This window comes from Streptomyces sulphureus DSM 40104 (genome assembly GCF_000381025.1).
GTDB classification, from domain to species: Bacteria; Actinomycetota; Actinomycetes; order Streptomycetales; family Streptomycetaceae; genus Streptomyces; species Streptomyces sulphureus.
In genome coordinates this window covers 17,731-39,959 of the sequence record NZ_KB905818.1, presented here as the reverse complement: position 1 = coordinate 39,959, position 22,229 = coordinate 17,731, and the positions used below count along the sequence as shown (strand labels likewise).

17 protein-coding genes and 2 pseudogenes are annotated in these 22,229 nt (G+C 70.8%); 9 read left to right on the top strand and 10 right to left on the bottom strand.

Going from position 1 to position 22,229, the window contains the following annotated elements; all coding sequences use genetic code 11:
- The first annotated feature begins 481 nt into the window (after positions 1–481).
- The 5 genes from F603_RS0117415 (at position 482) to F603_RS0117395 (ending at position 5,853) form a co-directional block, all read left to right on the top strand.
- Entirely contained in the window at positions 482–1,267 is a 786-nt protein-coding gene (locus tag F603_RS0117415; RefSeq protein ID WP_019547261.1) for an amino acid ABC transporter ATP-binding protein, read from the top strand.
- Positions 1,268–1,303: 36 nt separating this feature from the next.
- Entirely contained in the window at positions 1,304–2,215 is a 912-nt protein-coding gene (locus F603_RS0117410) for a glutamate ABC transporter substrate-binding protein (RefSeq protein WP_019547260.1), read from the top strand.
- A 207-nt stretch (positions 2,216–2,422) separates the two neighbouring features.
- Positions 2,423–3,070: an amino acid ABC transporter permease gene (locus F603_RS0117405; RefSeq protein ID WP_019547259.1), complete on the top strand. Its 648-nt coding sequence runs from the start codon at positions 2,423–2,425 to the stop codon at positions 3,068–3,070.
- Positions 3,067–3,963: an amino acid ABC transporter permease gene (locus F603_RS0117400; RefSeq protein WP_019547258.1), complete on the top strand. Its 897-nt coding sequence runs from the start codon at positions 3,067–3,069 to the stop codon at positions 3,961–3,963. The genes F603_RS0117405 and F603_RS0117400 overlap by 4 nt, the downstream gene beginning before the upstream one ends.
- A 186-nt stretch (positions 3,964–4,149) precedes the next feature.
- Positions 4,150–5,853, top strand: coding sequence for an FAD-dependent monooxygenase (locus F603_RS0117395; protein ID WP_019547257.1), 1,704 nt, complete (start codon positions 4,150–4,152; stop codon positions 5,851–5,853).
- 407 nt (positions 5,854–6,260) lie between these two features.
- Here F603_RS0117395 and F603_RS0117390 read toward each other — a convergent pair whose 3' ends face one another.
- Positions 6,261–6,893, bottom strand: coding sequence for a TetR/AcrR family transcriptional regulator (locus tag F603_RS0117390; RefSeq protein WP_019547256.1), 633 nt, complete (start codon positions 6,891–6,893; stop codon positions 6,261–6,263).
- Between the two features lie 202 nt (positions 6,894–7,095).
- On the opposite strand from F603_RS0117390, the gene F603_RS0117385 reads away from it, so the two are divergent.
- The gene (locus F603_RS0117385; protein WP_019547255.1) at positions 7,096–8,058 is read left to right on the top strand and encodes a quinone oxidoreductase family protein; all 963 of its coding nucleotides are present in this window, start codon (positions 7,096–7,098) and stop codon (positions 8,056–8,058) included.
- Between the two features lie 687 nt (positions 8,059–8,745).
- On the opposite strand, the gene recX is transcribed toward F603_RS0117385, so the two are convergent.
- The 7 genes and pseudogenes from recX to F603_RS0117350 form a co-directional block, all read right to left on the bottom strand.
- The gene (gene recX / locus F603_RS0117380; RefSeq protein ID WP_211231098.1) at positions 8,746–9,471 is read right to left on the bottom strand and encodes a recombination regulator RecX; all 726 of its coding nucleotides are present in this window, start codon (positions 9,469–9,471) and stop codon (positions 8,746–8,748) included.
- Between the two features lie 4 nt (positions 9,472–9,475).
- Positions 9,476–10,621: a recombinase RecA gene (gene recA / locus F603_RS0117375; RefSeq protein ID WP_019547253.1), complete on the bottom strand. Its 1,146-nt coding sequence runs from the start codon at positions 10,619–10,621 to the stop codon at positions 9,476–9,478.
- A gap of 204 nt (positions 10,622–10,825) precedes the next feature.
- Positions 10,826–11,981 (bottom strand): annotated as a pseudogene (locus F603_RS32305) (AI-2E family transporter).
- Positions 11,982–12,155: 174 nt separating this feature from the next.
- Entirely contained in the window at positions 12,156–12,350 is a 195-nt protein-coding gene (locus F603_RS0117365; protein WP_016910062.1) for a DUF3046 domain-containing protein, read from the bottom strand.
- 28 nt (positions 12,351–12,378) lie between these two features.
- Entirely contained in the window at positions 12,379–12,687 is a 309-nt protein-coding gene (locus tag F603_RS0117360; RefSeq protein ID WP_019547249.1) for an AzlD domain-containing protein, read from the bottom strand.
- The gene (locus tag F603_RS0117355) at positions 12,687–13,430 is read right to left on the bottom strand and encodes an AzlC family ABC transporter permease (protein WP_019547248.1); all 744 of its coding nucleotides are present in this window, start codon (positions 13,428–13,430) and stop codon (positions 12,687–12,689) included. Before F603_RS0117355 ends, F603_RS0117360 begins: the two co-directional genes overlap by 1 nt.
- A complete protein-coding gene (locus F603_RS0117350) occupies positions 13,427–14,317 on the bottom strand; it encodes an AraC family transcriptional regulator (protein WP_019547247.1) in 891 nt (296 codons plus the stop codon). The genes F603_RS0117355 and F603_RS0117350 overlap by 4 nt, the downstream gene beginning before the upstream one ends.
- Positions 14,318–14,399: 82 nt before the next feature.
- On the opposite strand from F603_RS0117350, the gene F603_RS0117345 reads away from it, so the two are divergent.
- Positions 14,400–19,127, top strand: a complete 4,728-nt coding sequence (locus tag F603_RS0117345) for an ATP-dependent helicase (RefSeq protein ID WP_019547246.1) — start codon at positions 14,400–14,402, stop codon at positions 19,125–19,127.
- Between the two features lie 133 nt (positions 19,128–19,260).
- Here the strand turns inward: F603_RS0117345 and F603_RS32300 are convergent.
- Both F603_RS32300 and F603_RS0117335 read right to left on the bottom strand, forming a co-directional pair.
- A pseudogene (locus F603_RS32300) lies at positions 19,261–20,197 on the bottom strand (DNA-3-methyladenine glycosylase family protein).
- A gap of 1 nt (position 20,198) precedes the next feature.
- Complete coding sequence (locus F603_RS0117335; protein WP_019547244.1) at positions 20,199–20,570, bottom strand: VOC family protein; 372 nt, start codon at positions 20,568–20,570, stop codon at positions 20,199–20,201.
- 76 nt (positions 20,571–20,646) lie between these two features.
- Between F603_RS0117335 and F603_RS0117330 the strand changes: the two genes are divergently transcribed.
- Together F603_RS0117330 and F603_RS0117325 are read left to right on the top strand one after the other, a co-directional pair.
- Positions 20,647–21,108, top strand: coding sequence for a MarR family winged helix-turn-helix transcriptional regulator (locus tag F603_RS0117330; protein ID WP_019547243.1), 462 nt, complete (start codon positions 20,647–20,649; stop codon positions 21,106–21,108).
- Between the two features lie 36 nt (positions 21,109–21,144).
- Positions 21,145–21,948: an Fpg/Nei family DNA glycosylase gene (locus tag F603_RS0117325; protein ID WP_019547242.1), complete on the top strand. Its 804-nt coding sequence runs from the start codon at positions 21,145–21,147 to the stop codon at positions 21,946–21,948.
- The last annotated feature ends 281 nt before the right edge of the window (positions 21,949–22,229 follow it).

The window sequence follows — 22,229 nt, the reverse complement described above, 5'->3', positions numbered from 1 at the left end:
CGCGGAGGATGTGACCTGGGTCGCTTCCCGGAACCGAGGACTGCGCCCGTACGTGGGAAGAGATACGGGGACGTACAGGCGCGGATGCGGACACTGCATCCACGCCGATCCGGCGTGACGAGTCAAGGGGGTTCCGGTGGCACGGAGGTATCCGTTATACAGCCGGTACGGCTGGCGGAGCAGCGAGCTCGTGCCCTGTGCACCGCTTGCCGGGCGCGAACCGGTACGACCCGCATGGCGCATCGCTCCCCCCTTTGTGCCCCCTTCGCACCGGAAGGGCGGTTGAGCCCGAGAGATCCCACCGACCTCGATCCCCCTTCGTCCGGGACGACTTGACCCCGACGACCCGCCTCGCCGGCCTTCACCCAGAGTGCCCGGTTGCGGCCAGATCGTTATGCTCAATTTCCGCTCAGATGTAATGACGCTGATGGCGACAGCTCACTAGGGTCCTCGCAACCGACGAGGACGGAGCTACACGCCGATGAGCGAAGTATCGGTGCCCCAGGACGCCGCGGGAGCCCAGTCGACGGCGGAGAAGCTGGTCGTACTGGAGGGGGTCAACAAGCACTTCGGTGCACTGCACGTGCTCCAGGACATCGACCTGGCCATCGCCCCTGGCGAGGTCGTCGTCGTCATCGGCCCCTCGGGTTCGGGCAAGTCCACGCTGTGCCGCACCATCAACCGCCTGGAGACGACCGACTCCGGCAGCATCACGATCGACGGCCGCCCCCTGCCCCAGGAGGGGAGGGAGTTGGCGAAGCTGCGCTCGGACGTCGGCATGGTCTTCCAGTCGTTCAACCTGTTCGCGCACAAGACCGTGCTGGAGAACGTGGTGCTGGGCCAGACGAAGGTCCGGAAGATACCCAAGGCCGAGGCCGAGAAGAAGGCGATGGCGCTCCTCGACCGCGTCGGCGTCGGCAGCCAGTCGCAGAAGTACCCCGCGCAGCTCTCCGGCGGGCAGCAGCAGCGTGTGGCGATCGCCCGCGCACTGGCGATGGACCCGAAGGTGATGCTCTTCGACGAGCCCACCTCGGCCCTCGACCCCGAGATGATCAACGAAGTCCTCGAGGTCATGCAGCAGTTGGCCCGTGAGGGGATGACGATGGTCGTCGTCACCCACGAGATGGGCTTCGCGCGCTCCGCCGCCAACCGCGTCGTCTTCATGGCCGACGGGCGGATTATGGAGGAGGCGACCCCGGACCAGTTCTTCAGCAATCCGCGCAGTGAGCGGGCCAAGGACTTCCTCTCGAAGATCCTCCACCACTGACGCCGGCCTACAGAAGACCAAGCAAGGGATACTCACATGAAGCTCCGCAAGACGGCCGCCTCGGCGGCTGTGGTCCTCGCGCTCGCCGCCACCGCAGCCTGCGGCGGCAAGGACGGCTCCGCCGGCGACGAGCAGGGCGGCAAGACCGACAAGAAGGCTCTGCCGACCTACAAGGTCGCCGAGAACGTCGACGTCGACTCCCCTGTGGTCAAGAAGGCGCAGAAGCGCGGCACGCTGGTGATCGGCGCCAAGGCCGACCAGCCGTACTTGGGCTTCCAGGACCAGTCGACCAAGGAGTACTCGGGCTTCGACATCGAGGTCGCCAAGATGGTCGCCGCCGACCTCGGCTTCTCGCCGAAGAAGATCAAGTGGGAGACGGTCGACTCCAACGCCCGCGAGCAGGCGGTCCGCAAGGGCGACGTCGACCTCATGATCGGCACCTACACGATCAACGACGAGCGCAAGAAGCAGATCGACTTCGCGGGACCGTACTACGACGCCGGCGCTTCCCTCCTCGTACGCAAGGACGAGAAGGACATCACGGGCCCGGACACCGTCAAGGGCAAGAAGGTCTGCTCGATCGTCGGCTCGACCCCGCTTCAGACGATCAAGGAGTCGAAGTACGGCGCCAAGGTCACCGAGCTCGCCAAGTACTCGGACTGCGTCAAGCAGTTGATCGACGGCCAGGTCGACGCCGTCACCACCGACGACGCGATTCTCATGGGCTACGCCGCCGACAACCCGAAGAAGCTGAAGGTCGTCGGCGACACCTTCAGCGAGGAGCCGTACGGCGTCGGCCTCAAGAAGGGCGACAAGGCGCTCCAGAAGGCCGTCGCGGACGCCCTCGAAGCGCACCAGGAGAACGGCGACTACAAGAAGGCGTTCGAGGCGACCCTCGGCAAGTCCGGCTCGGACTTCGAGGAGCCCCCGGCCCTCCAGGAGAAGTAACGCGGCACGGGGCGCCTTTGACCGGGCGCCCCGCCCCCGCTCGCACAGCCTCCTGCCGATACGCGGTGACCCGGCCGGCAGCGAACGGCCCCCGGCCACGCCCCCTTGGGCAGCGCGGCGGGAACACCCGGCGCCGAACCGACCGGCGCCCCTGCACCCCTGCCCGAACGCTGCCGCACTCCCGCCCCGCGGAAGACGAGACAATCCATGAACGTACTCCTTGACCACCTGGACCTGTTCCGGGACGGGTTCCTGGGAACCCTCGCGCTGACCGGAGCCAGCGCACTCATAGCCCTGGTGCTCGGCATCCTCATCGCCGGCTGCCGGGTGTCGCCCGTGCCGCCGCTGCGCGCCTTCGGCACCGCCTGGGTCACGCTCCTCCGCAACACCCCGCTGACGCTGCTGTTCCTGGTCGCCTTCTTCGTCGTCCCGCAGGTCCTCTTCCCCGGGATCAACTCCTTCGTGCTGGCGATCTGCGCGCTGGGCGTCTACACCTCGTCCTTCATCTGCGAGGCGATCAGGTCCGGGATCGGCACCGTGGCGCTCGGGCAGGCCGAGGCCGCGCGCAGCATCGGGATGACCTTCATGCAGTCGCTGCGGATTGTGGTCCTCCCCCAGGCGACCCGCGCCGTACTCCCGCCGCTGAGCAGCCTGTTGATCGCCCTGACGAAGAACTCCGCCATCGCGGGCGGGTTCAACAACGTCGACCTCTTCAACATCCAGAAGACGCTCAGCAACGACGGCTTCAACATCCTCGTCATCTTCTTCTGGATCACCCTGGCGTACCTGATCATCACCTTCGCCATCAGCGGCATCTTCCGCCTGCTGGAGCGCCGTCTGGAGGTCGCCCGATGAGTGCCAGCGTGCTCTACGACGCACCGGGCCCCAAGGCCCGGGCGCGCAACGTCGTCTACACGGTCCTCGGCTCGCTGCTCGTCCTGGGCGTCCTCGCCGTCATCGTCTGGCGGCTCCACAGCCAGGGCCAGTTCAACCCCGAGATGTGGGACATCTTCAACTACTCGGGCATCCGGCAGAACATCCTCGACGGGCTCCTGGCCACGCTGAAGGTCTTCGCCCTCGCGGGGCTGTTCTCGCTGCTCTTCAGCGTCGTGCTCGCCGTCGGGCGGCTCTCCGACCACAAGCCGGTGAGCTGGCTGTGCACGGGCTTCATCGAGATCTTCCGCTCCGTGCCGCTGCTGATCACGATCTTCGCACTGTGGATCGGCATCCTCGACAACCTCTGGTCGGACGTCTTCCACCTGCCGGGCAGCATCGCCATCAACCCGATGTGGGCACTGGTTCTCGGCCTGACGATCTACAACGCGTGCGTGCAGGCAGAGGTGCTGCGCGCCGGCGTCAACTCGGTGCCGAAGGGACAGGCGGAAGCCGCGTACGCACTGGGCATGCGCAAGACGCAGGTCATGACGACGATCCTGCTGCCGCAGGCGATCCGCGCCATGCTTCCGTCGATCATCAGCCAACTGGTGGTGACGCTCAAGGACACGTCGCTCGGCTACATCATCCTCTTCCCCGAGCTGTTGCAGACGGCGCGACTCATCTCCTCCAACACCACCATCGACGGCGACTACCCCTACGTGCCGACCATCATCGTGATCGGCGCCATCTACATCGCCCTGTGCCTCGCCCTCTCGTCGCTCGCCAACTGGATCGAGCGCCGGGGCCGACGCGGCAAGACCGGGATCACTCCGGCAAAGGCGGAGGAACCGGCCGAGGAGGCGGCGGTCTGACACGGAGCCGACGCTCTCTACCCTGTGACACCGCGAGGCGGCAACCCCCCAACGGGGCTGCCGCCTCGCTCACTTGACGCCTGATCCCGCAGTAGGTTGCATACCGCGTGTGATCGTGCACCGGGCTCCAGGAGCCGCCACCGCCCCACCCCGCAAGCGCCACCTGGGCTGTGAGGTCTCCTAGCCGTGAACCCGGTGATCGTGGTCGGCGCCGGCCCGACCGGACTCGCCCTCGCCCTCGCCCTCGCCCGCCACTCGGTCCCCTCCCTCGTGCTGGAAGCCGCAGAGAGCCCCCCGGAGCCGCGGGCCGCCCGTACCTGCCTGCTCAGGCCCGACACCGCGGCCCGGCTTCCGCCCCTTCCCGCGTTGCACTGGAAGGGATTGCAGGTACGCCGTCGCAACCAGCTCATACGGCGCGAACTCCTCGACGCGGACGACGAGGAGAGCAAGGAGACCAACTCGCCCTCGCACGCGCTCGCAAGCAAGGCACCGCTGCACCTGCCGCAGCACGCACTCCAGGAGACGCTGCGGGAGGCACTGCGCGCGGAGGAGTGCGTGCACTTCCTCCCCGGGGCCCGCCTCGAATCCCTGGAGCAGAACGACTACGGCGTCACGGCACACGTGGCGGGCGCCGACGTCCCGCCGCAACAAGGCAGTTACCTCGTCGGCTGCGACGGCGCGCGCTCCACCGTGCGGAAGCTCCTCGGCGTCCGGTTCCCCGGACGCACCTCGGTCGAGCGGCACGCCGTCGCCACCGTGCGTACGCGGCTGCCCTGGGACGACGAGGCGCTCCTGCACCGGGACCCGGGGGGCGGCACCGTCGAGGTCCTGGCGCGTCCGCTGCCCGGCGAGCTCTGGCGGCTCGACTGGCTGCTCCCGCCGCGGGGCGAACTCGTCACGCCCGAAGAGCTGTTGGACCGCGTCCAGGAGACTCTCTCCCGCTGGCACCGCTTCTCCGGAGCTGCGCCTTCCGGAGGCCGGTCGCGGGGCAAGGACGGCGACGGCCAGGCCGGGCCGTACGAACTCGTCGACACGGGGGTGCACACGACTCACCAACGGCTCGCCCGGCGGTGGCGCACCGGACGGGTCTTCCTCGCGGGGGACGCCGCGCACCAGTTGGGGGCGCTCGGTGTCCAGCAGGTCGACGAGGGGCTGCGGGACGTGGGAAACCTCGCCTGGAAGCTGGCGCTCGCCTGGCGGCGCGGAGATGCGGCCGCCGAGGACGAAGGGTGCCAACGGCTCCTCGACAGCTACGAGTCGGAGCGCCGCAGCGCCGTCGGCGACCGGCTCAGGGCCGTCGACCAAGCCCTGCCTCTCGTGCGTCGCGGCGGCGGCCTGAGGGCGCTGCTCGGGACGGGAGCACGCACGCACCTGGAACTCCTCGCCGACACCCAGCTCGGCCGCGGCATGCTGGGCGCCCCTGCCTCGTACGCGGGTTCGCCGCTGATGCCGGTGAAGGGGACCGTCCCTCCGGCTGCGTGTTCCACGACGCCCGGCGCGCTCGTCGAGGACGTCGAGGTCACCGCGCTCGACGGGCGACGCGGTCGGCTTCACGAGCGGCTCTGGGGAGCCGGTGGCGACCTGCTCGTCGTGCTCGTCGCGCCGGGGACGCGCGTCTGGGACAGCCGGCACTGGCTGTCGGCCGGGATGATGCCCCAACTCGCTGCGGCCGTGGAGAGGTTGCCGCTGCGCGCACAGTTGGTCGTCACCGAGGGGTACCCGGGCGCTGCCGCCCACACGGTGCTCGTCGTACGGGCCGACGGCCACCTCGTGGCGGCTCTCCCCGGCGGACGCGACGCGGAACTGCGCACCTGCGCCGACGCCGTACGAGGCATCACCGCCGCCCACCGCATGCTGGCGGGAAGGAAGCCCACGGGACGCCGCGGCTGAACCACTCACAAGCGGAAGACGAAACGAGCATCCGGACCGCCGCCGCCTCCGAGCGCTGTGCATCGCGGCGGCGGCTCCGGGCGCGACGCCATCGGCAGCCCGTTGCATCCGTAGCTCCGAGGCCGGCCGCCTGCGGTAGACGGCTTCCCGGACCGATCCCTCAAGTCCTGGGCGCGGCGCCGTCAGCGCGAGGGGGTCCGGCACCGATGGGCAACGTTGAGCGACCCACGACCGTCAACGGACCGGCACAGTGTCGGACTTCGAGCAGACGCCCTCTCCTGCCGCGTCGGGACGCTAGCTGTGTCGACCACGTGCGCCGTCGGCCGCGGCTGCGAAACATCTGCCGGAGGTCAGCGCTCGACGTCAGGATGTACGGCGTTGCTCGGAACTGACCTGCCGGCGCTCGACTACCCGACTGCTTCCAGCAGGGGCAGCCATACCTCGTCGACGATCTCGACGATCGACTCGTCGGGCAGCGCGTCCATCGTCATCAGCAGGTCGTGGCGGACCAGGTCGAAGGCGAGGTTGAGAACGCGAGTCGAGCGCGGCACGTCGGAAAGTTCGCCACGCTCCACAGCGCGGCCGACGATCACCTGGAGCGGGGCGGACGGGCTGGACGGACGGAGAGAGTCACGCAGGTCGTGGAAGCTGGTACCGGTGTCGCGGAAGTAGTCGGCCAGTTGGATGCACATGACGACGACGTTGCGGGCCCGGTCGGCGTTGAGGCGGCGCAGGAAGGTGATCGCGTCGTCGCGGAGGCGTCCGGTATCGGGGATCTCGACCGGCTGCCAGTTCTTGGCGAGGGTTGCCAGCAGCAGGTCTTCACGCTGTGGCCAGCGTCGGTAGAGCACAGGACGGCTCGTTCCGGCGCGGGTGGCGACGGCTTCGAAGGTGAAGCCCGTGTACCCCTGGTCGACGAGGACTTTCCAGGCGGCGTCGAGGATGGCGTCCTCCAGAGCTCGGCCTCGCCGCCGGGTCCCGGTCGCACCCTTGCCGGCATGCTGTTCTGTCCGTGCCTGCGTCCTGCCGTTGTCGCCCATGATCCCCTCACGGTTTAGATCCGCTTGCGTATCTAAACACTCCTGCCTAGTCTTTCCGAAGCCATTAGATACGCGAGTGCATCTTATGTCGTTCTCGACGGCTCCAACTCCTCAGGCCGACCGCTGCAGCGGCAGCCGGCGGTATTGACGCGTTCAACGTCGGTGGCCTCACCGGCTCGCGCCACGAACTACGGAGAGACCCATGTCCATGATCAACGCAGCCCTGGTGGAATCGTTCGACGAGCCGCCGCACTTCCGCTCCGTCCCCGAGCCCGTGGCAGCCCCCGGCCAGGAGGTGGTGGACGTGCTGGCCGTCGGCGTGCATCGGGCCACCCGTGCCATCGCCGCGGGTGAGCACTACGCCAGCGCGGACGCGCTGCCGGCCACCGCGGGCGTCGACGCCGTCGTTCGCCGGGCCGACGGCAGCCTCGCTTTCGTCTTGGCGCCCCGGACTGGCACGCTGGCGGAACGCATCGCCGTCGACCCCGCGTACGCGATCCCGGTGCCCGCCGAATCTGACCCCGCGGTCCTGGTCGCCACCATGAATCCGGCCCTGTCGTCGTGGGTCGCCCTGCGCGACCGAGTCCCCTTCACCACGGGGCAGTCGGTTCTGGTGATCGGTGCAACAGGCAACGCCGGCTCTATGGCCGTCAAGGTCGCCAAGTACCTCGGTGCCGGACATGTGATCGCTGCCGGCCGCAATCAGGCCCGACTGGAGGAGCTGTTGTCCGAGGGCGCGGACGAGACCATCGCCCTCACCGACGCCTCGGACGCCTCGGACGCCTCCGCAACGACCTACGCCAAGGTCGCAGCCGACGTCGACGTGGTCATCGACTACGTATGGGGACCACCCACCGAACTCGCCATGCACGCCATCCTCCAGGCGCGCACCGACCACACGCGCCTGCTCGACTGGGTGCACACCGGCGGTATGGGCGGCTTGGACATCAACCTGCCCAGCCACGCCCTGCGCTCCAACGCCCTCCGCATCCAGGGCAGCGGATTCGGCTCCATCGCCCTCGAAGCCTGTGCTTTGGACGAACTGGCCGCAGCCATCGCCGCCGGCGCGATGACCGTCCGGCCCCGTCCGTTCCCGCTCGCCGAAGTCGAGCGTGCATGGGCGCACCAGGATGCATACGGCGAACGCACCGTCATCGCCTTGTGACGCGAACCCCTCTCTCCTGAGGCCGCCGACCAGCAAGTCGGCGGCCTCGCGAACTCCGGAAACCAAGCGGGCGGGGACGACCGCAACGTCGTACCGCCCCGCCCGCTCCCGTCCATTCCGACCACGACACGACCGTTGCACGTGCCCTGACGGACAACGACTCCTGCTACAGACCCAGGGCGTTCGTCGGAGTCCGAGCACCGCAGGCATCGTCCGCACACGCACCCGACCGAACCGTCCGCGGACGAATGGCCAAAAGCAAACCGCCCAATCGCTCTCTGCTCGACGGATGGGCGTACGCCCGTACTCCAGCAACGCCGACGCCACCGACGCTCGGGCGGATTCCTCCGCACAACTGCACCGCTGCCGCACCGCGCTCGGCGGCCGGCCGCCCCTCAGCCGCATGCACAACTCTGCAGGTCAATACAGGTAGCACGCACGCCACTTCCAGACTCCGGGTCTCCCGCTCACAAGCAGCACCCTCCGCACCCGAGGCGGGGCACCTCGTCAACTCCCTTGCTCCTCTTTGGAAGCTGGACCCCTCGGCACCGGGGATATAAGACAGGGGCCGATCAGCGACGCCATCCTTGCAAGCACCCCGCTCAACTCCCCGCGAGCGCCCACGAAACGCCTCCCCGAACGCGGGGCCGCACCATGCCCGCGGCCCGCGGAGCTTGCTGAATCAGATCAACTCTCCGACAGTCCCCACTCCCCCGTCTCCTCCCCTTCGGCCTCCAGCGCTTCACGTACGACGCGCAGTGCAAGCCCCTCGCTGTACCCCTTGCGGGCGAGCATCCCAGCGAGTCTGCGCACGCGCTTCTCGCGCTCCAGGCCCTCCGTCGACCGGAGCTTCCGCTCCACCAAGGCGCGGGCCCGCTCCTCCTCCTGACCGGTGTCGAGCTGCTCCAGCGCCTCGTCGATCGCCTCCGACCCGACGCCCTTGGTGCGCAGTTCCCGCGCCAGCGCCCGCCGTGCCAGACCGCGGCTGTAGTGGCGGGACTCGACCCAGGCCGTGGCGAAAGCCGAGTCGTCGACTAGGCCGACTTCCTCGAAACGGTCCAGGACCTCCCCTGCCACCTCCTCGGGGATCTCCTTCTTCCGCAGCGCCTCGGCGAGTTGGCTCCGAGTGCGCGGGGTGCCGGTGAGCAGCCGAAGGCAGAGGGCGCGCGCCCGCTCGGCGGGGTCCGACGGCTCCGCTGGACCGCCGCTCTGCTGTCCCCCCTGCTCCTCGCCTCCCGCACGGGAGCGCCGCCGCCCGCCGCCGGTCGTACGCGGTGGTCCCACCCCGGCCCTCGACGGAACGGGACCACCGCTGTCCTGGGAGCCGTCCCCGAACTGTTCGCCCGGAGCGGCTCGTTCCTCAGGGGGCCATGGCTGCGGCGGAGCCAACGGCCATTCGCTGCGCCGGGTCACCGAATCAGCTCTTGGCCGCCGCGGCCTTGGACGCCTTGCTCGATTTCGTCGACTTCGCCGCCGGGGTCGGTGCCGGCACCGCTGCGGGCTCCGCTTCCGGCTCACCGCCGCCTGCGGCGGCATCCGCTCCCGGTTCGGCCGCGGGCTCCTCGGGCTGCACGCCGATGCCGAGCTTCTCCTTGATCTTCTTCTCGATCTCGTTGGCGAGATCCGGGTTGTCCCGCAGGAAGTTGCGGGAGTTCTCCTTGCCCTGGCCGAGCTGATCGCCCTCGTAGGTGTACCAGGCCCCCGACTTGCGGATGAATCCGTGCTCCACCCCCATGTCGATCAGACCGCCCTCACGGCTGATCCCCATGCCGTAGAGGATGTCGAACTCGGCCTGCTTGAACGGCGGTGCGACCTTGTTCTTGACGACCTTGACCCGGGTGCGGTTGCCGACCGCCTCCGTGCCGTCCTTGAGGGTCTCGATCCGTCGGATGTCGAGCCGGACCGAGGCGTAGAACTTGAGCGCCCGGCCACCTGTGGTGGTCTCCGGAGAGCCGAACATCACGCCGACCTTCTCGCGGAGCTGGTTGATGAAGATGGCGGTGGTCTTCGACTGGTTGAGCGCACCGGCGATCTTCCGAAGCGCCTGGCTCATCAGACGTGCCTGGAGACCGACGTGGCTGTCGCCCATCTCGCCCTCGATCTCGGCACGGGGCACGAGGGCGGCGACCGAGTCGACGATGATGAGGTCGAGCGCGCCGGACCTGATCAGCATGTCGGTGATCTCCAGCGCCTGCTCACCGTTGTCCGGCTGGGAGAGGATCAGCGAGTCGGTGTCGACTCCGAGACGCTTGGCGTACTCGGGGTCGAGAGCGTGCTCCGCGTCGACGAAGGCGACGGTGCCGCCCGCCTGTTGGGCGTTGGCCACCGCATGCAGGGTGAGTGTCGTCTTGCCCGAGGACTCCGGACCGTAGACCTCGACCACGCGGCCGCGCGGCAGCCCGCCGACTCCGAGCGCGACGTCGAGAGCGGTCGAGCCGGTGGGGATGATCTCGACCGGTTCGTTCGGCCGGTCGCCCATGCGCATCACGGCGCCCTTGCCGAATTGCCGTTCAATCTGCGCGAGCGCGGCGTCGAGCGCCTTCTCGCGGTCGGTTCCTGCCATGGGTGCCACCCGGTTGTTTGCTTGAGTCGATCGCTTCACGTCCACCGACGCTAGCGCCTGCCACTGACAACCAGCCCGGCGACGTTCCCGGCAGACCTCCGCCGGAGCCTCCGAACCGACGCTGCAGACCTCGCCGGAGACCCCATAAGAATCGATGTTCGATTTTTGCGTCAAGCTGCGCCCCGACCCCTGTGGACAACTCCGTCACCCCCAAGTGCCCCCGCACAACGGCCACCTGGGCCTCGCACCACCGAGGCACCTCACCCGCCCCGCCTCTAGCGACGCCTCCCCGCAGTACCCCGCCCGCCCCTCGGGGCCACAGCCCGCACCGACCTCCTCCACCTCGTACCTGCGCACGTATGCCCCGACGAACCCCTGCAACGTCGCCGTGGCCGGGATGGCGACCAGCACACCGATCACCCCCATCAACGCGCCCCGGCCACGACCGAGCCGAAGGCGACCGCAGGGTGGATGTCCACGGTCCGTGCGGTGATCCGCGGTTGCAGCAGATAGTTCTCGAACTGCTGGTACACGACGACGAAGACGAGCACCCACAGCGCCGTCCAAGGGCCGACGGTGAACCCGATCAGCATCGGCAGCGCACCGGCGAGGTAGGTCCCCACCACCGGCACGAACTGCGAGAGGGCCCCACCCACACCGCGAGCGCGGGCGCGTACGGCACTCCGAGAAGTTCGAGGAAAACGTAGTGCGCCACCCCGGAGACAAGGGCCAACAGCACGCGCGAGTAGAGGTATCCGCCGGTCTTCGCGACGGCGATCTGCCAGGCGCGCAGGACGTCCTCCTGGCGACGGGGCGGGAGGAGAGAGCAGAGTGCCCGCCGCAGCCGGGGCCCGTCGGCGGCGAAGTAGAAGGTGAAGAGGCAGGTCGTCAGAAGCTGGAAGAGGCCGCCGAGCAGGGTCGCGGAGATCCCCCAGACGTTCCGCGCGCTCTCGGAGAGCCGCCGCCTGACCCAGTCGGACTCGACGAGGTCGCTCCGCAGCCGCCGCGTCTCCAACTCGGTGCCGAACGTGGAGTTGACCCAGTGCAGGACCGACTCGACGTATCCGGGGAAGCTCTGCGCGATCCGCGTCACCTGGTCGACGAAGACGGAACCGAGCGCCGTGAGGAACCCGGCGGCGACGATCAGCAGCACGACGAAGACGAGTGCCGTCGCCGGGCCGCGCCGCATGCCGCGAGCGGCGAGCCGGTCGACCGCAGGCTCCATGGCGAGCGCGAGGAAGAACGAGACGAGGACGTCGAGAAGGAGCCCGAGCGTGCGCTGGAACGCCCAGCCGAGCAACTGGTAGAGCCCGACGAGGAGAAGCGCGACCACGATCGCCCGCGGCAGCCACTCCGGCATCGCGTGCGCGCCGGCGCGTGCAGCGCGCGCCCGGTGTGCGCGCACCCCGGCGGACCCGCCTCCGGAGGGCGACCGGGAGACCCGGCTCAACGAATCGTCAGGAGCACCCAGGGGAGGAATACTGACGCACCGGACAAACCGCTCGGCGGTCGACGCACCCGCGGCCCGGAGGCGTCACCTCTTGTCGGCCGGCACGTCCATCACCGCGCAGACCACACGCCAGACCTCCTTCGCGTCCCACCCGGCGTCGAGCGCCTCGTTGACCGTCCGCCCGCCGAGTTGGGACATGACGTGATCGCGCGCGAAGGAGTCGGCGTACGCAGCACCGAAGTACTCCGTCATCCGCTCCCAGAAGACCGTCAACCGCATGCACCCAGTATCCCTGCCGAAGCGCCGCTCAACCGACGAGCATCCGCACGCCCGCGGTCACCCCGACCGCCACGGCGACGACGAGCAGGAACGGCGCCCGCGCCAGCAGCGCGACCACCGCCGCGCCGAGGCCCGCGGCCCTGGCGTCGAGCACGACGTGGGTCCCGTCGGCGAACCCCTGCTGTCCGACGAGCGCGGCGAGCAGCGCCACAGGAAGGAGCGCGGCGAGCCGCTGCACCCAGGGGCGGTCCAACAGCCCCTGGGGGACGCAGAGTCCGAGGAGCTTCGTCGCGTAGCAACCGAGCGCCGTGACGCCCACGGCGATCCACACGCCCATCAGTCGGCCCGCCTCTTGCTCCGCAACCCGACGACCCCGGCGAAGAGGAGGACGAGCGGAGCCGCTGCGGCAGCAGCGAGGACCGGGACCCCGGCGGGGAGTACCGGGAGCAGCGCCAGCCCGAGCACCACCGCGAGGCCGGCCGTCGCGCGTTCCGCCCCGCCGCGGAGCATCGGCGCCAACAGCGCGAGGAAGACGGCAGGGCCCGCGGCGTCGAGCCCCCAGCGTGCGGTGTCGCCGAGCGCCTCGGCGCCCAGGCAGCCGGCGAGGGTCGTGAGGTTCCACACCGCGAACACGCAGGCGCCGGTGACCGTGAAGCCGATCCGCGACCGGCGCCGGTCCGGCTGCGCGAGGGCGACGGCGGAGGTCTCGTCGATCACCCAGTGGGCGGCCGCCGGCAGCAGTGCGCGCGGCAGCCGCAGGACGGTGGCGAGACGCAGTCCGTAGAAGGCGTTCCGCACACCGAGGAAGAGCGCGCCGGCCGCCGCCGTGAACGGGCCTCCGCCCGCGGCCAGCGCGCCGACGAGGGCGAACTGCGAGGCACCGGTGAAGACCAGGAGGCTCATCGCGCACGCCTGTACCGTCGACAGGCCGGCCCCCGCGGCCGTCACCCCGAAGGCGAACCCGGAGAGCCCGACCGCCAGTCCGACGCCGACCGCGTCCCTGACGACGGCCCGATCGCCCGCACTACGTGCTCCCTGCTCGCCGGCGACCCCGTCGTACGTACTGTTCCTGCTGCTCATGGGGGGACGCTAGGCACAGGCGACCGGCGCGGTCTTGTACGTTCTTGCGCTGGCGCACGCCCTCTTCCCCGTGCGTAGGCCCCGGGCGGCACCCCCACGATCCGCGCGAAGTGACGGCCGAGGTGCGACTGGTCGCTGAACCCGACGGTCGCCGCCACCTGCGCGGGCGGCATCCCCTCGTCGAGGAGTGACCTCGCCGCGCGGACGCGTGCGTCGGTGAGCCAGGCGTGCGGCGGCATGCCGTACTCGGCGCGGAAGCGGCGGAGCAGGGCGAAGGTGCCGGTGCCCAGCTCGCGTGCGAGCTCTTCAAGGGTCGGAGGAGCGGTCATCCGCTCGCGGAGGGCCGCCCGTGCCTCCTCCGCCGTCCGCGCTCCGGCGCTGCGCACCGTGCGCCGGGGCAGCGGTCCCGCGTGCCGGCGGAGCAGGGCGGCGAAGGCCACTCGCATCAGAGTGTCGGCGGCGAGCGGGTCCCCCGCCTCCGCGACACGGTGCACCCGTTGGACCATGCGCGCGGTCGACGGGTCGTGGACGACCGGCTCCAGGAAGCCGGGCGTCCCGTCGATCGCCGACGTCTCCCTCGCCACCTCCTCGACGAGCGCCACGTCCGGGTAGAGGACGCTGTAGCGCCATCCCTCGGGGACGCCCGCGTGGCCGGTGTGCGGGGTGTCGGGATTGAGCAGCACGAGCGCGCCCACACCTGCCGTGTGCGCGTCCGAACGGAGCCGGAACGCCTCGACGCCCTCGGTCACCGCGGCGATCACGTATGTGTCGTGGGTGTGGCGCGCGAAGCTCTTGCGGACGTACCGCGCCTCCAGCAGATCGACGCCGGAGAGCCCCGGCGGACGCCAGAAGCGTGCGCTCTCCTCGGCCGCTGACGTGTGTGCCATGGCCTCATTCTGGGCCGGGCGTCCGCACCCGCGTCGCCGGGTCGGGCGCTCGTCGCGTCGGTTGTCAGTGGCGGGGTGCACGATGGGCGGCATGGCTCAGAATCCTCGGCCGTCCGCGCTCGACGCCTTCTCGCCGGCCACCCGCGCCTGGTTCGGCGGTGCCTTCAGCGCGCCGACGGCCGCGCAGGAGGGCGCCTGGCGTGCGCTGCAACAGGATTCCGACGCCCTCGTCGTCGCGCCCACGGGCTCGGGCAAGACCCTCGCCGCCTTTCTCGCTTCCCTCGACTCGCTCGCCGCCGCCCCTCCCCCGGCCGACCCGTTGAAGCGCTGCCGCGTGCTGTACGTCTCGCCGATGAAGGCCCTCGCCGTCGACGTCGAGCGAAACCTCCGCAGCCCGCTCACCGGCATCCGGCAGGAGTCCGTCCGCCTCGGCCTGCCCGAGCCGGAGATCCGCGTCGGCGTGCGCTCGGGCGACACCCCCGCCACCGAGCGCCGCTCGCTCGCGCGGCGGCCGCCCGACATCCTGATCACCACCCCCGAGTCGCTCTTCCTCATGCTCACCTCCGCAACCCGCGAGGCACTCGCCGGCGTGGAGACGGTGATCCTCGACGAGGTGCACGCGGTGGCGGGCACCAAGCGCGGCGCCCACCTCGCCCTCTCCCTCGAACGCCTCGACGAGCTGCTGGAGCGGCCCGCCCGCCGGATCGGCCTCTCGGCCACGGTCCGCCCGGTCGAGGAGGTGGCACGGTTCCTCTCACCGCAGCGCAGTGCGGAGGTCGTCCAACCGCCCTCCGGCAAGGAGTTCGAGCTCTCGGTCGTCGTACCGGTCGAGGACATGGGCGAGTTGGGCGCCTCGCCGGCCCAGGAGGCGGGAGCCGAGGGCCCCGGCGGCGGCAGCAAGCCGTCGATCTGGCCCTCCGTGGAGGAGCGGATCGTCGACCTCGCCCAGGCCCATCGCTCGACGATCGTCTTCGCCAACTCCCGCCGGCTCGCCGAGCGGCTCTGCAACCGGCTCAACGAGATCGCGTACGAGCGGGCCACGGGCGAGACGATGCCGCAGGACGAGTCCCCCGCCGAGCTGATGGGCGGCTCCGGCGCGGCCAGAGGCGCGCCTCCACTGCTCGCCAGGGCGCACCACGGCTCCGTCTCGAAGGAGCAGCGGGCCCAGGTCGAGGAGGACCTCAAGGCGGGGCGGCTGCCCGCCGTCGTGGCCACCTCCAGCCTCGAACTCGGCATCGACATGGGCACGGTTGACCTCGTGGTGCAGGTCGAGTCGCCTCCTTCCGTCGCCTCGGGGCTCCAGCGTGTGGGCCGCGCAGGGCACCACGTCGGCGCCGTCTCCGCCGGCGTCGTCTTCCCCAAGTACCGCGGCGACCTCGTGCAGTCCGCCGTCGTCACCGAGCGGATGCGCGAGGGCGCGATCGAGGCGCTCAGTATTCCGGCCAACCCGCTCGACGTCCTGGCCCAGCAGCTCGTCGCCATGACCGCCGTCGACACCTGGGACGTCGGCGAACTCCTCGCCGTCGTCCGCAGAGCAGCACCGTTCGCCTCGCTCCCGGAGTCCGCGTACACCGGCGTTCTCGACATGCTCGCCGGCCGCTACCCCTCCGACGCCTTCGCCGAGCTGCGCCCGCGCCTCGTCTGGGACCGCGTCGCGCAGACGGTCACCGGCCGCCCGGGCGCCCAGCGGCTCGCCGTGACCTCCGGCGGAACCATCCCCGATCGCGGCCTCTTCGGCGTCTTCCTCGCCGGCACCGACCCGAAGAAGGGCGGTGGCCGGGTCGGCGAACTCGACGAGGAGATGGTCTACGAGTCGCGCGCGGGGGACGTCTTCACGCTCGGCACCACGTCCTGGCGCATCGAGGAGATCACGAGGGACCGCGTCCTCGTCACCCCGGCGCCCGGTGTACCGGGACGCCTCCCCTTCTGGAAGGGCGACCAACTGGGCCGTCCCCTCGAACTCGGGCGTGCGCTGGGCGCGTTCGTCCGCGAGGTCGGCGCCGCTGCGCCGGAGCAGGCGCGCGAGCGCCTCCGCACCACGGGGCTCGACGACCTCGCCGTCGACAACCTCCTCACCTACCTCAAAGAGCAACGGGAGGCCGCGGGCCACCTGCCCGACGACCGCACCGTCGTCGTAGAGCGCTTCCGCGACGAGCTGGGCGACTGGCGCGTCGTCGTCCACTCCCCCTTCGGCGCCCAGGTCCACGCCCCCTGGGCGTTGGCGATCGGCGCCCGCCTCACCGAGCGGTACGGCATGGACGCACAGGTGATGCACGCAGACGACGGCATCGTCCTCCGTCTTCCGGACGCCGACCTCCTCGGCCTCGACCTCCTCGACGAAGCCCCCGGCACCCAGGCGCCCGCGGCCGACGCGGAGCAACCGCCCGTCGGAGTCGCCGACGTCCTCTTCGACAAGAACGAGGTCGACGACGTCGTCACCCAGCAGGTCGGCGGCTCGGCGCTCTTCGCCTCGAGGTTCCGCGAATGCGCCGCCCGTGCCCTGCTGCTGCCGCGCCGCAACCCCGGCAAGCGCACCCCGCTCTGGCAGCAGCGCCAGCGCGCCTCCCAACTGCTGCAGGTGGCGAGCGAGTTCGGCTCCTTCCCGATCGTGCTCGAAGCGGTCCGCGAGTGCCTCCAGGACGTCTTCGACGTCCCCGGCCTCGGCGCGCTCATGGGCGACATCGAGGCGCGCCGGGTCCGCGTGGTGGAGGTGACCACCCCCGAACCCTCACCCTTCGCGCGCTCCCTGCTCTTCGGCTACGTTGCCCAGTACCTCTACGAGGGCGACAGCCCTCTCGCCGAGCGCCGCGCCGCCGCCCTCTCCCTCGACTCCCGGCTTCTCGCCGAACTCCTGGGCCAGGCGGAGCTCCGCGAACTCCTCGACGCCGACGTACTCACCGAACTCGAACGCGAGTTGCAGTGGCTCCCAACCGCGGAGCGCGGCCCCCGCATCAAGGACCCGGAGACCGTCGCCGACGCCCTCAGAGTCCTCGGCCCGCTCGCCGAGGAAGAGTTGACGGAGCGCGGCGGCACCCCGGAATGGGTCGCGGAGCTGGAGGCCGCCCGGCGTGCGATCCGCGTGCGCATCGGCGGACGGGAGCACTGGGCAGCGATCGAGGACGCGGGCAGACTCCGCGACGCCCTCGGCGTCGCCCTCCCCGTCGGCGTCCCCGAAGCGTTCACCGAACCCGTCGCCGACCCACTCGGCGATCTGCTCGCCCGCTACGCCCGCACCCACGGCCCGTTCGTCTCCGCCACCGCCGCCGAGCGCTTCGGGCTCGGCACGGCGGTCGCCGAGGGCACACTGCGGCGCCTCGCCGCGGACGGGCGCCTGGTGCAAGGCGAGTTCCACCCCTCGGGCGCCGGCCAGGAATGGTGCGACGCCGCCGTGCTCCGCAGACTCCGCCGCCGCTCCCTCGCCGCTCTGCGACACGAGTTGGAACCGGTGCCCCCGCCGGCGCTCGCCGCCTTCCTCCCCCAGTGGCAACAGCTCCACACCCGAGGGCTGCGCGGCGTCGACGGCCTGCTCCGCACCGTCGAGCAGCTCCAGGGCGCGCCCGTCCCCGCCTCCGCGCTGGAGAGAGTCGTCCTCCCCAGTCGCGTCGCCGACTACGCCCCACCGATGCTCGACGAACTCACCACCTCCGGCGAAGTCCTCTGGGCCGGCGCCGGAAGCCTCCAGGGCAAGGACGGCTGGATCGCCCTCTACCCGGCGGAGACGGCCCCGCTGTTGCTCCCCCCTCCGCACCCGCTCGAACTCGATCCGCTCCACCTCTCGATCCTCGACGCCCTCGGCGGCGGCTACGGCCTCTTCTTCCGCCAGATCGCCGACCAAGTCCGCGCCACCACGCAACCCGACGCCACCGACCCCCAACTCGCCTCGGCACTCTGGGATCTGGCGTGGTCGGGGCGGATCAGCAACGACACCCTCGCCCCGCTCCGCGCCCTTCTCGGCTCCGGACGCACGGCAGGCTCCACCGCCCACCGCGCCAAGCGGTCCACGCCCCGCGGGCGGTACGGCTCACTCACCGCGGCCCGCGGCACCGGCCGCCCCACCGCCTCGCGCACCGGCCCGCCCACGGTCGCCGGACGCTGGTCTCTGCTCCCATCCGCAGAGAGCGACCCGACGCTGCGCGCACACGCGCTCGCCCGCACTCTCCTCGACCGGCACGGCGTCGTGACGCGCGGCGCCGTCACGGCCGAGGGTGTGGAAGGCGGATTCGCCGCCGCTTACCGGGTGTTGAGCGTCTTCGAGGAGAACGGCCAGGCGCGCCGTGGATACGTCGTCGAGGGCCTGGGCGCGGCGCAGTTCGCCATGGACGGAGCCGTCGACCGCCTCCGCGCGGTGAACACGGCCAGGGAGCGCGCGGCCGACGAGACCACCCCGCAACCGCCCGGCACCGCCCCGGTCCGCGGCCTCGTCCTCGCCGCCGCCGACCCCGCCAACGCCTACGGTGCGGCGCTGCCCTGGCCCCCTTCGCCGTCCGGCACCACGCACAAGCCGGGCCGTAAGGCGGGGTCCCTGGTGGTCCTCGTCGGCGGTGAGTTGGTCCTCTACGTCGAGCGCGGCGGCAAGACCCTCCTGGCCTGGCCGGGCGAAGGCGAGGAAGGCGAAGCCGACACCCGCGCCGAGGAGCGTCTCAACGCCGCGGCCGAAGCCCTCGCCCGCGCGACGACGGAGGGCGCCGTCGGCAGCCTCACAGTGGAGCGCGTCAACGGCACGCCCGCCCTCTCCTCCCGGCTGGGTACCGTCCTCGAGTCGGCCGGCTTCCACGCGACGCCGCGCGGTCTGCGCCTCCGACCGACGTGAGTACGGGCCCGGGGTGCGTGGCTGCACCGTCCGTCGAGGGTGACGCACTACCCGGAAGGAAAATTGCACCGGTACTCATGAGCCGCAAAAACGGCACAAGTCGACCCGTCGAAGGCCACGGAAGGAACGCAACCTACGACGCCCCACGGCCTGCCCGGTCCTCCGCCCTGGCCCGGAGCAGCAACGCGACCCAGCTACGGTAGGGCCTCCAGCCGTCAGCGAGTGCGGCCAACCGCTCGCAAGGGGCGTGGTCGAGGCCGTATGCCTCAGCCATCGAGGCGTGCAGTCGCCGCTCGTGGAGGGGAAAGACGTCAGGGTGCCCGGCACCCCTGACCAGGATGAGCTCGGCGGAGAAGGGGCCGACGCCCGGCAGGGCACGCAGCGATTGCAGTGCGTCCTCCACGGGCATCGCCCGCAGATGCGCGGCGTCGAGTTCGCCGGCTGCGGCAGCCTCGGCGACTCCGTGGAGCCGCTCCGTCTTCACCGCGGTGAGCCCGAAGACGGGTCCGATCTCGCGCAGCACGGCCGGAGTGGGAAAAGCGTGCAATGTCTCACCTGCGACCTCGACGCGCTGCCCGTACTCCTCAGCGAGCCGTGCCTTGGTGACGGCAGCCTGGACCATCCGAACCCGCTGACCGATCACGGCCCACGCCGCGGCCTCATAGGGCGAGTGGAAGCAGACGGGCCGCAGCCCCGGGTAGTCCCTCATGAGCTCGGCCACGACGGGGTCCCGGTCGGAGAGCCGGGCGAAACCGCTCCCGTCCACATCGAGAGAGGATGCGTGCGAGCTGCGCCCCGACCGCCCTGCCGCGCTCCGACCCGGCCGATACGGCTACGGCCCGCCCCTCGGTGCGGACGGTGCACTCCGCCCGCACCCTCCCCGGGACGCCGTCGTCCTCGTCCTGGCGCACCGCGGCGGCCACCACCGAGCGGCCGTCGTCTGCGGGAAACGCCAGGCGGAGGACTCCGTCCGCCGCGTGGTCGTAGCGAGCTGGCGTGAAGCCCTCCAGGAATCGGATGCTCGCCCCGAGGGAGAAGGGTCCCGACGGTGTGAACGAGAGGGCGGTCATGTCAGCCTCCGTGCGCGGTGATGGCGTATCCCTCGGGACCGGCAAAGGTGAACGCCCGACCGAAAGGGGTTTCCCGCGGCGGGCTGACGATCGGAACGCCGGCTGCGACGAGTTGGTCGTGGAGTTGCTGAGCGTCGTCGGTGCGGAACCACAGTGCTGTCCCGAGGCCGGGGCGTGCGACGTCGTCGAGGTCGACGCCGGGCAGCGGCTCCCGAACGGCGAACGGGATCGGTGCGGTGCGGAAGACCACCGCACCCGGAGGCGAGGCGGGGGCCCTCCGCAGTCCGAGGTGTTTCTCGCAGAAGACCGCGGCTGCCTCGACATCGCGTACCTGCAGGGCGATGAAGTCGGGCCCGTCGACGGTGGCAGTCATGGTTGCTCCTCGCTGATGTCAGGACTTTGACATAACTGACCGTACGGCCGATTCCTCGACGTGTCAAAATCCTGACATGCAGAACTCACAACCGGCCGAACCGCCCCACCCCGCGGCGGACGTCACCGAACACGTCGGGTACCGCCTCAAGCGCGCTCATGCAGCCCTGCGCAACGCGATGGACAGAGCACTGAGGGAGCACGACCTGACGGTGCCGCAGTACTCGTGCCTCGAACTCCTCGCCCTGCAACCGGACATGTCCAACGCCGAACTCGCCCGCCGCGCGTTCGTGACACGTCAGTCCATGAACGTCGTCCTCCGCGGCCTGCTGGACGCCGACCTGATCACCCGGCCGACCACGGCCGACCACGGCCGCGCCCGCCCCGCCCGCCTCACAGAAAGGGGACGCAGGCGACTGGAGGACGCCCGGTCGACCGTCTACGCCGTGGAACGGCGCATGACAGAGGCTCTGCCGCAGTCGAGACTGACGGCGCTCCTCGACGACCTCGACCACCTGGCGGAAGCCTTGGACGGATGACACCGGCCCCTCGACCGAAGCTGCGACGATGACCGCATGCCCGAAGGAGACACCGTCTGGCGCACCGCCCGCCAACTCCGCGAAGCGCTGACGGGACGCCGGCTGGTACGTACGGACTTCCGGGTCCCCCGTCTCGCCACGACGGACCTCGGCGGCCGCGAGGTGACCGATACCGTGCCCCGCGGGAAGCACCTCATGACCCGGCTGGAAGGCGGACTCACGCTCCACTCCCACCTCGGCATGGACGGCTCCTGGAGGACCTCCGCGACCGGGACGCGGCCACCGGGCGGCCCGGAGTACGAGGTCCGCGCCGTGCTGGTGACAGCCGAGCGGACAGCTACCGGCTTCCGGTTGCCGGTCCTCGAACTCCTGCGCACGGAAGCGGAGTCGACGGTCGTGGGCCACCTGGGTCCCGATCTGCTGGGCCCCGACTGGGACCCCGAGGGCGCTCGTCTGCGTCTCCTGGCGACCCCGGAGCGACCGCTCGCGGAGGTCCTGCTCGACCAGCGCAACCTGGCGGGTGTGGGCAACGTCTATGCCGCCGAACTCTGCTTCATGGCGCAGACCTCCCCCTTCCACCCCGTGGGCGACCTGCCCGCCCCGCTCCTCCCCCGCCTGCTCACCACAGCGCACCGGCTGCTGGAGCAGAACAAGGACCGGCTCACCCGCTGCACCACCGGAGAGCGCAGGCGCGGCAGAGAGCTGTACGTCTACAACCGCCGCGGCGAGCCCTGCCGCCGCTGCGGGACACCGATCGCCACCGCCGAATACGGTCCGCCCGGCCGTACGCGCACCATCTGGTACTGCCCCCGCTGCCAACCCCCGCCTGCCAAGCCGTAGTTCGGACCGACGCCTCAAGCCTCCGTGCACACACGGAACTTGCCGCTCAGCACCGACGACGCAGCAGCTCCCGCCTGCCCTTGCCTGCCGCCCCGCGGAAGGCACGCATCCGTATCCTCCCGCGCCCGGTGACCGCGGCAGCGTGCACCGGAAGCAGGCTGATTCCCCACCCCCCGGCGGCGACCGAGGCCGCAACCGGCCCGCCCTCGCCGAGAGCCACGCGCCACACCGCGCACCCCCACACCAACGCCGCCATCGCACCGAGCACACAACGCCCCCAG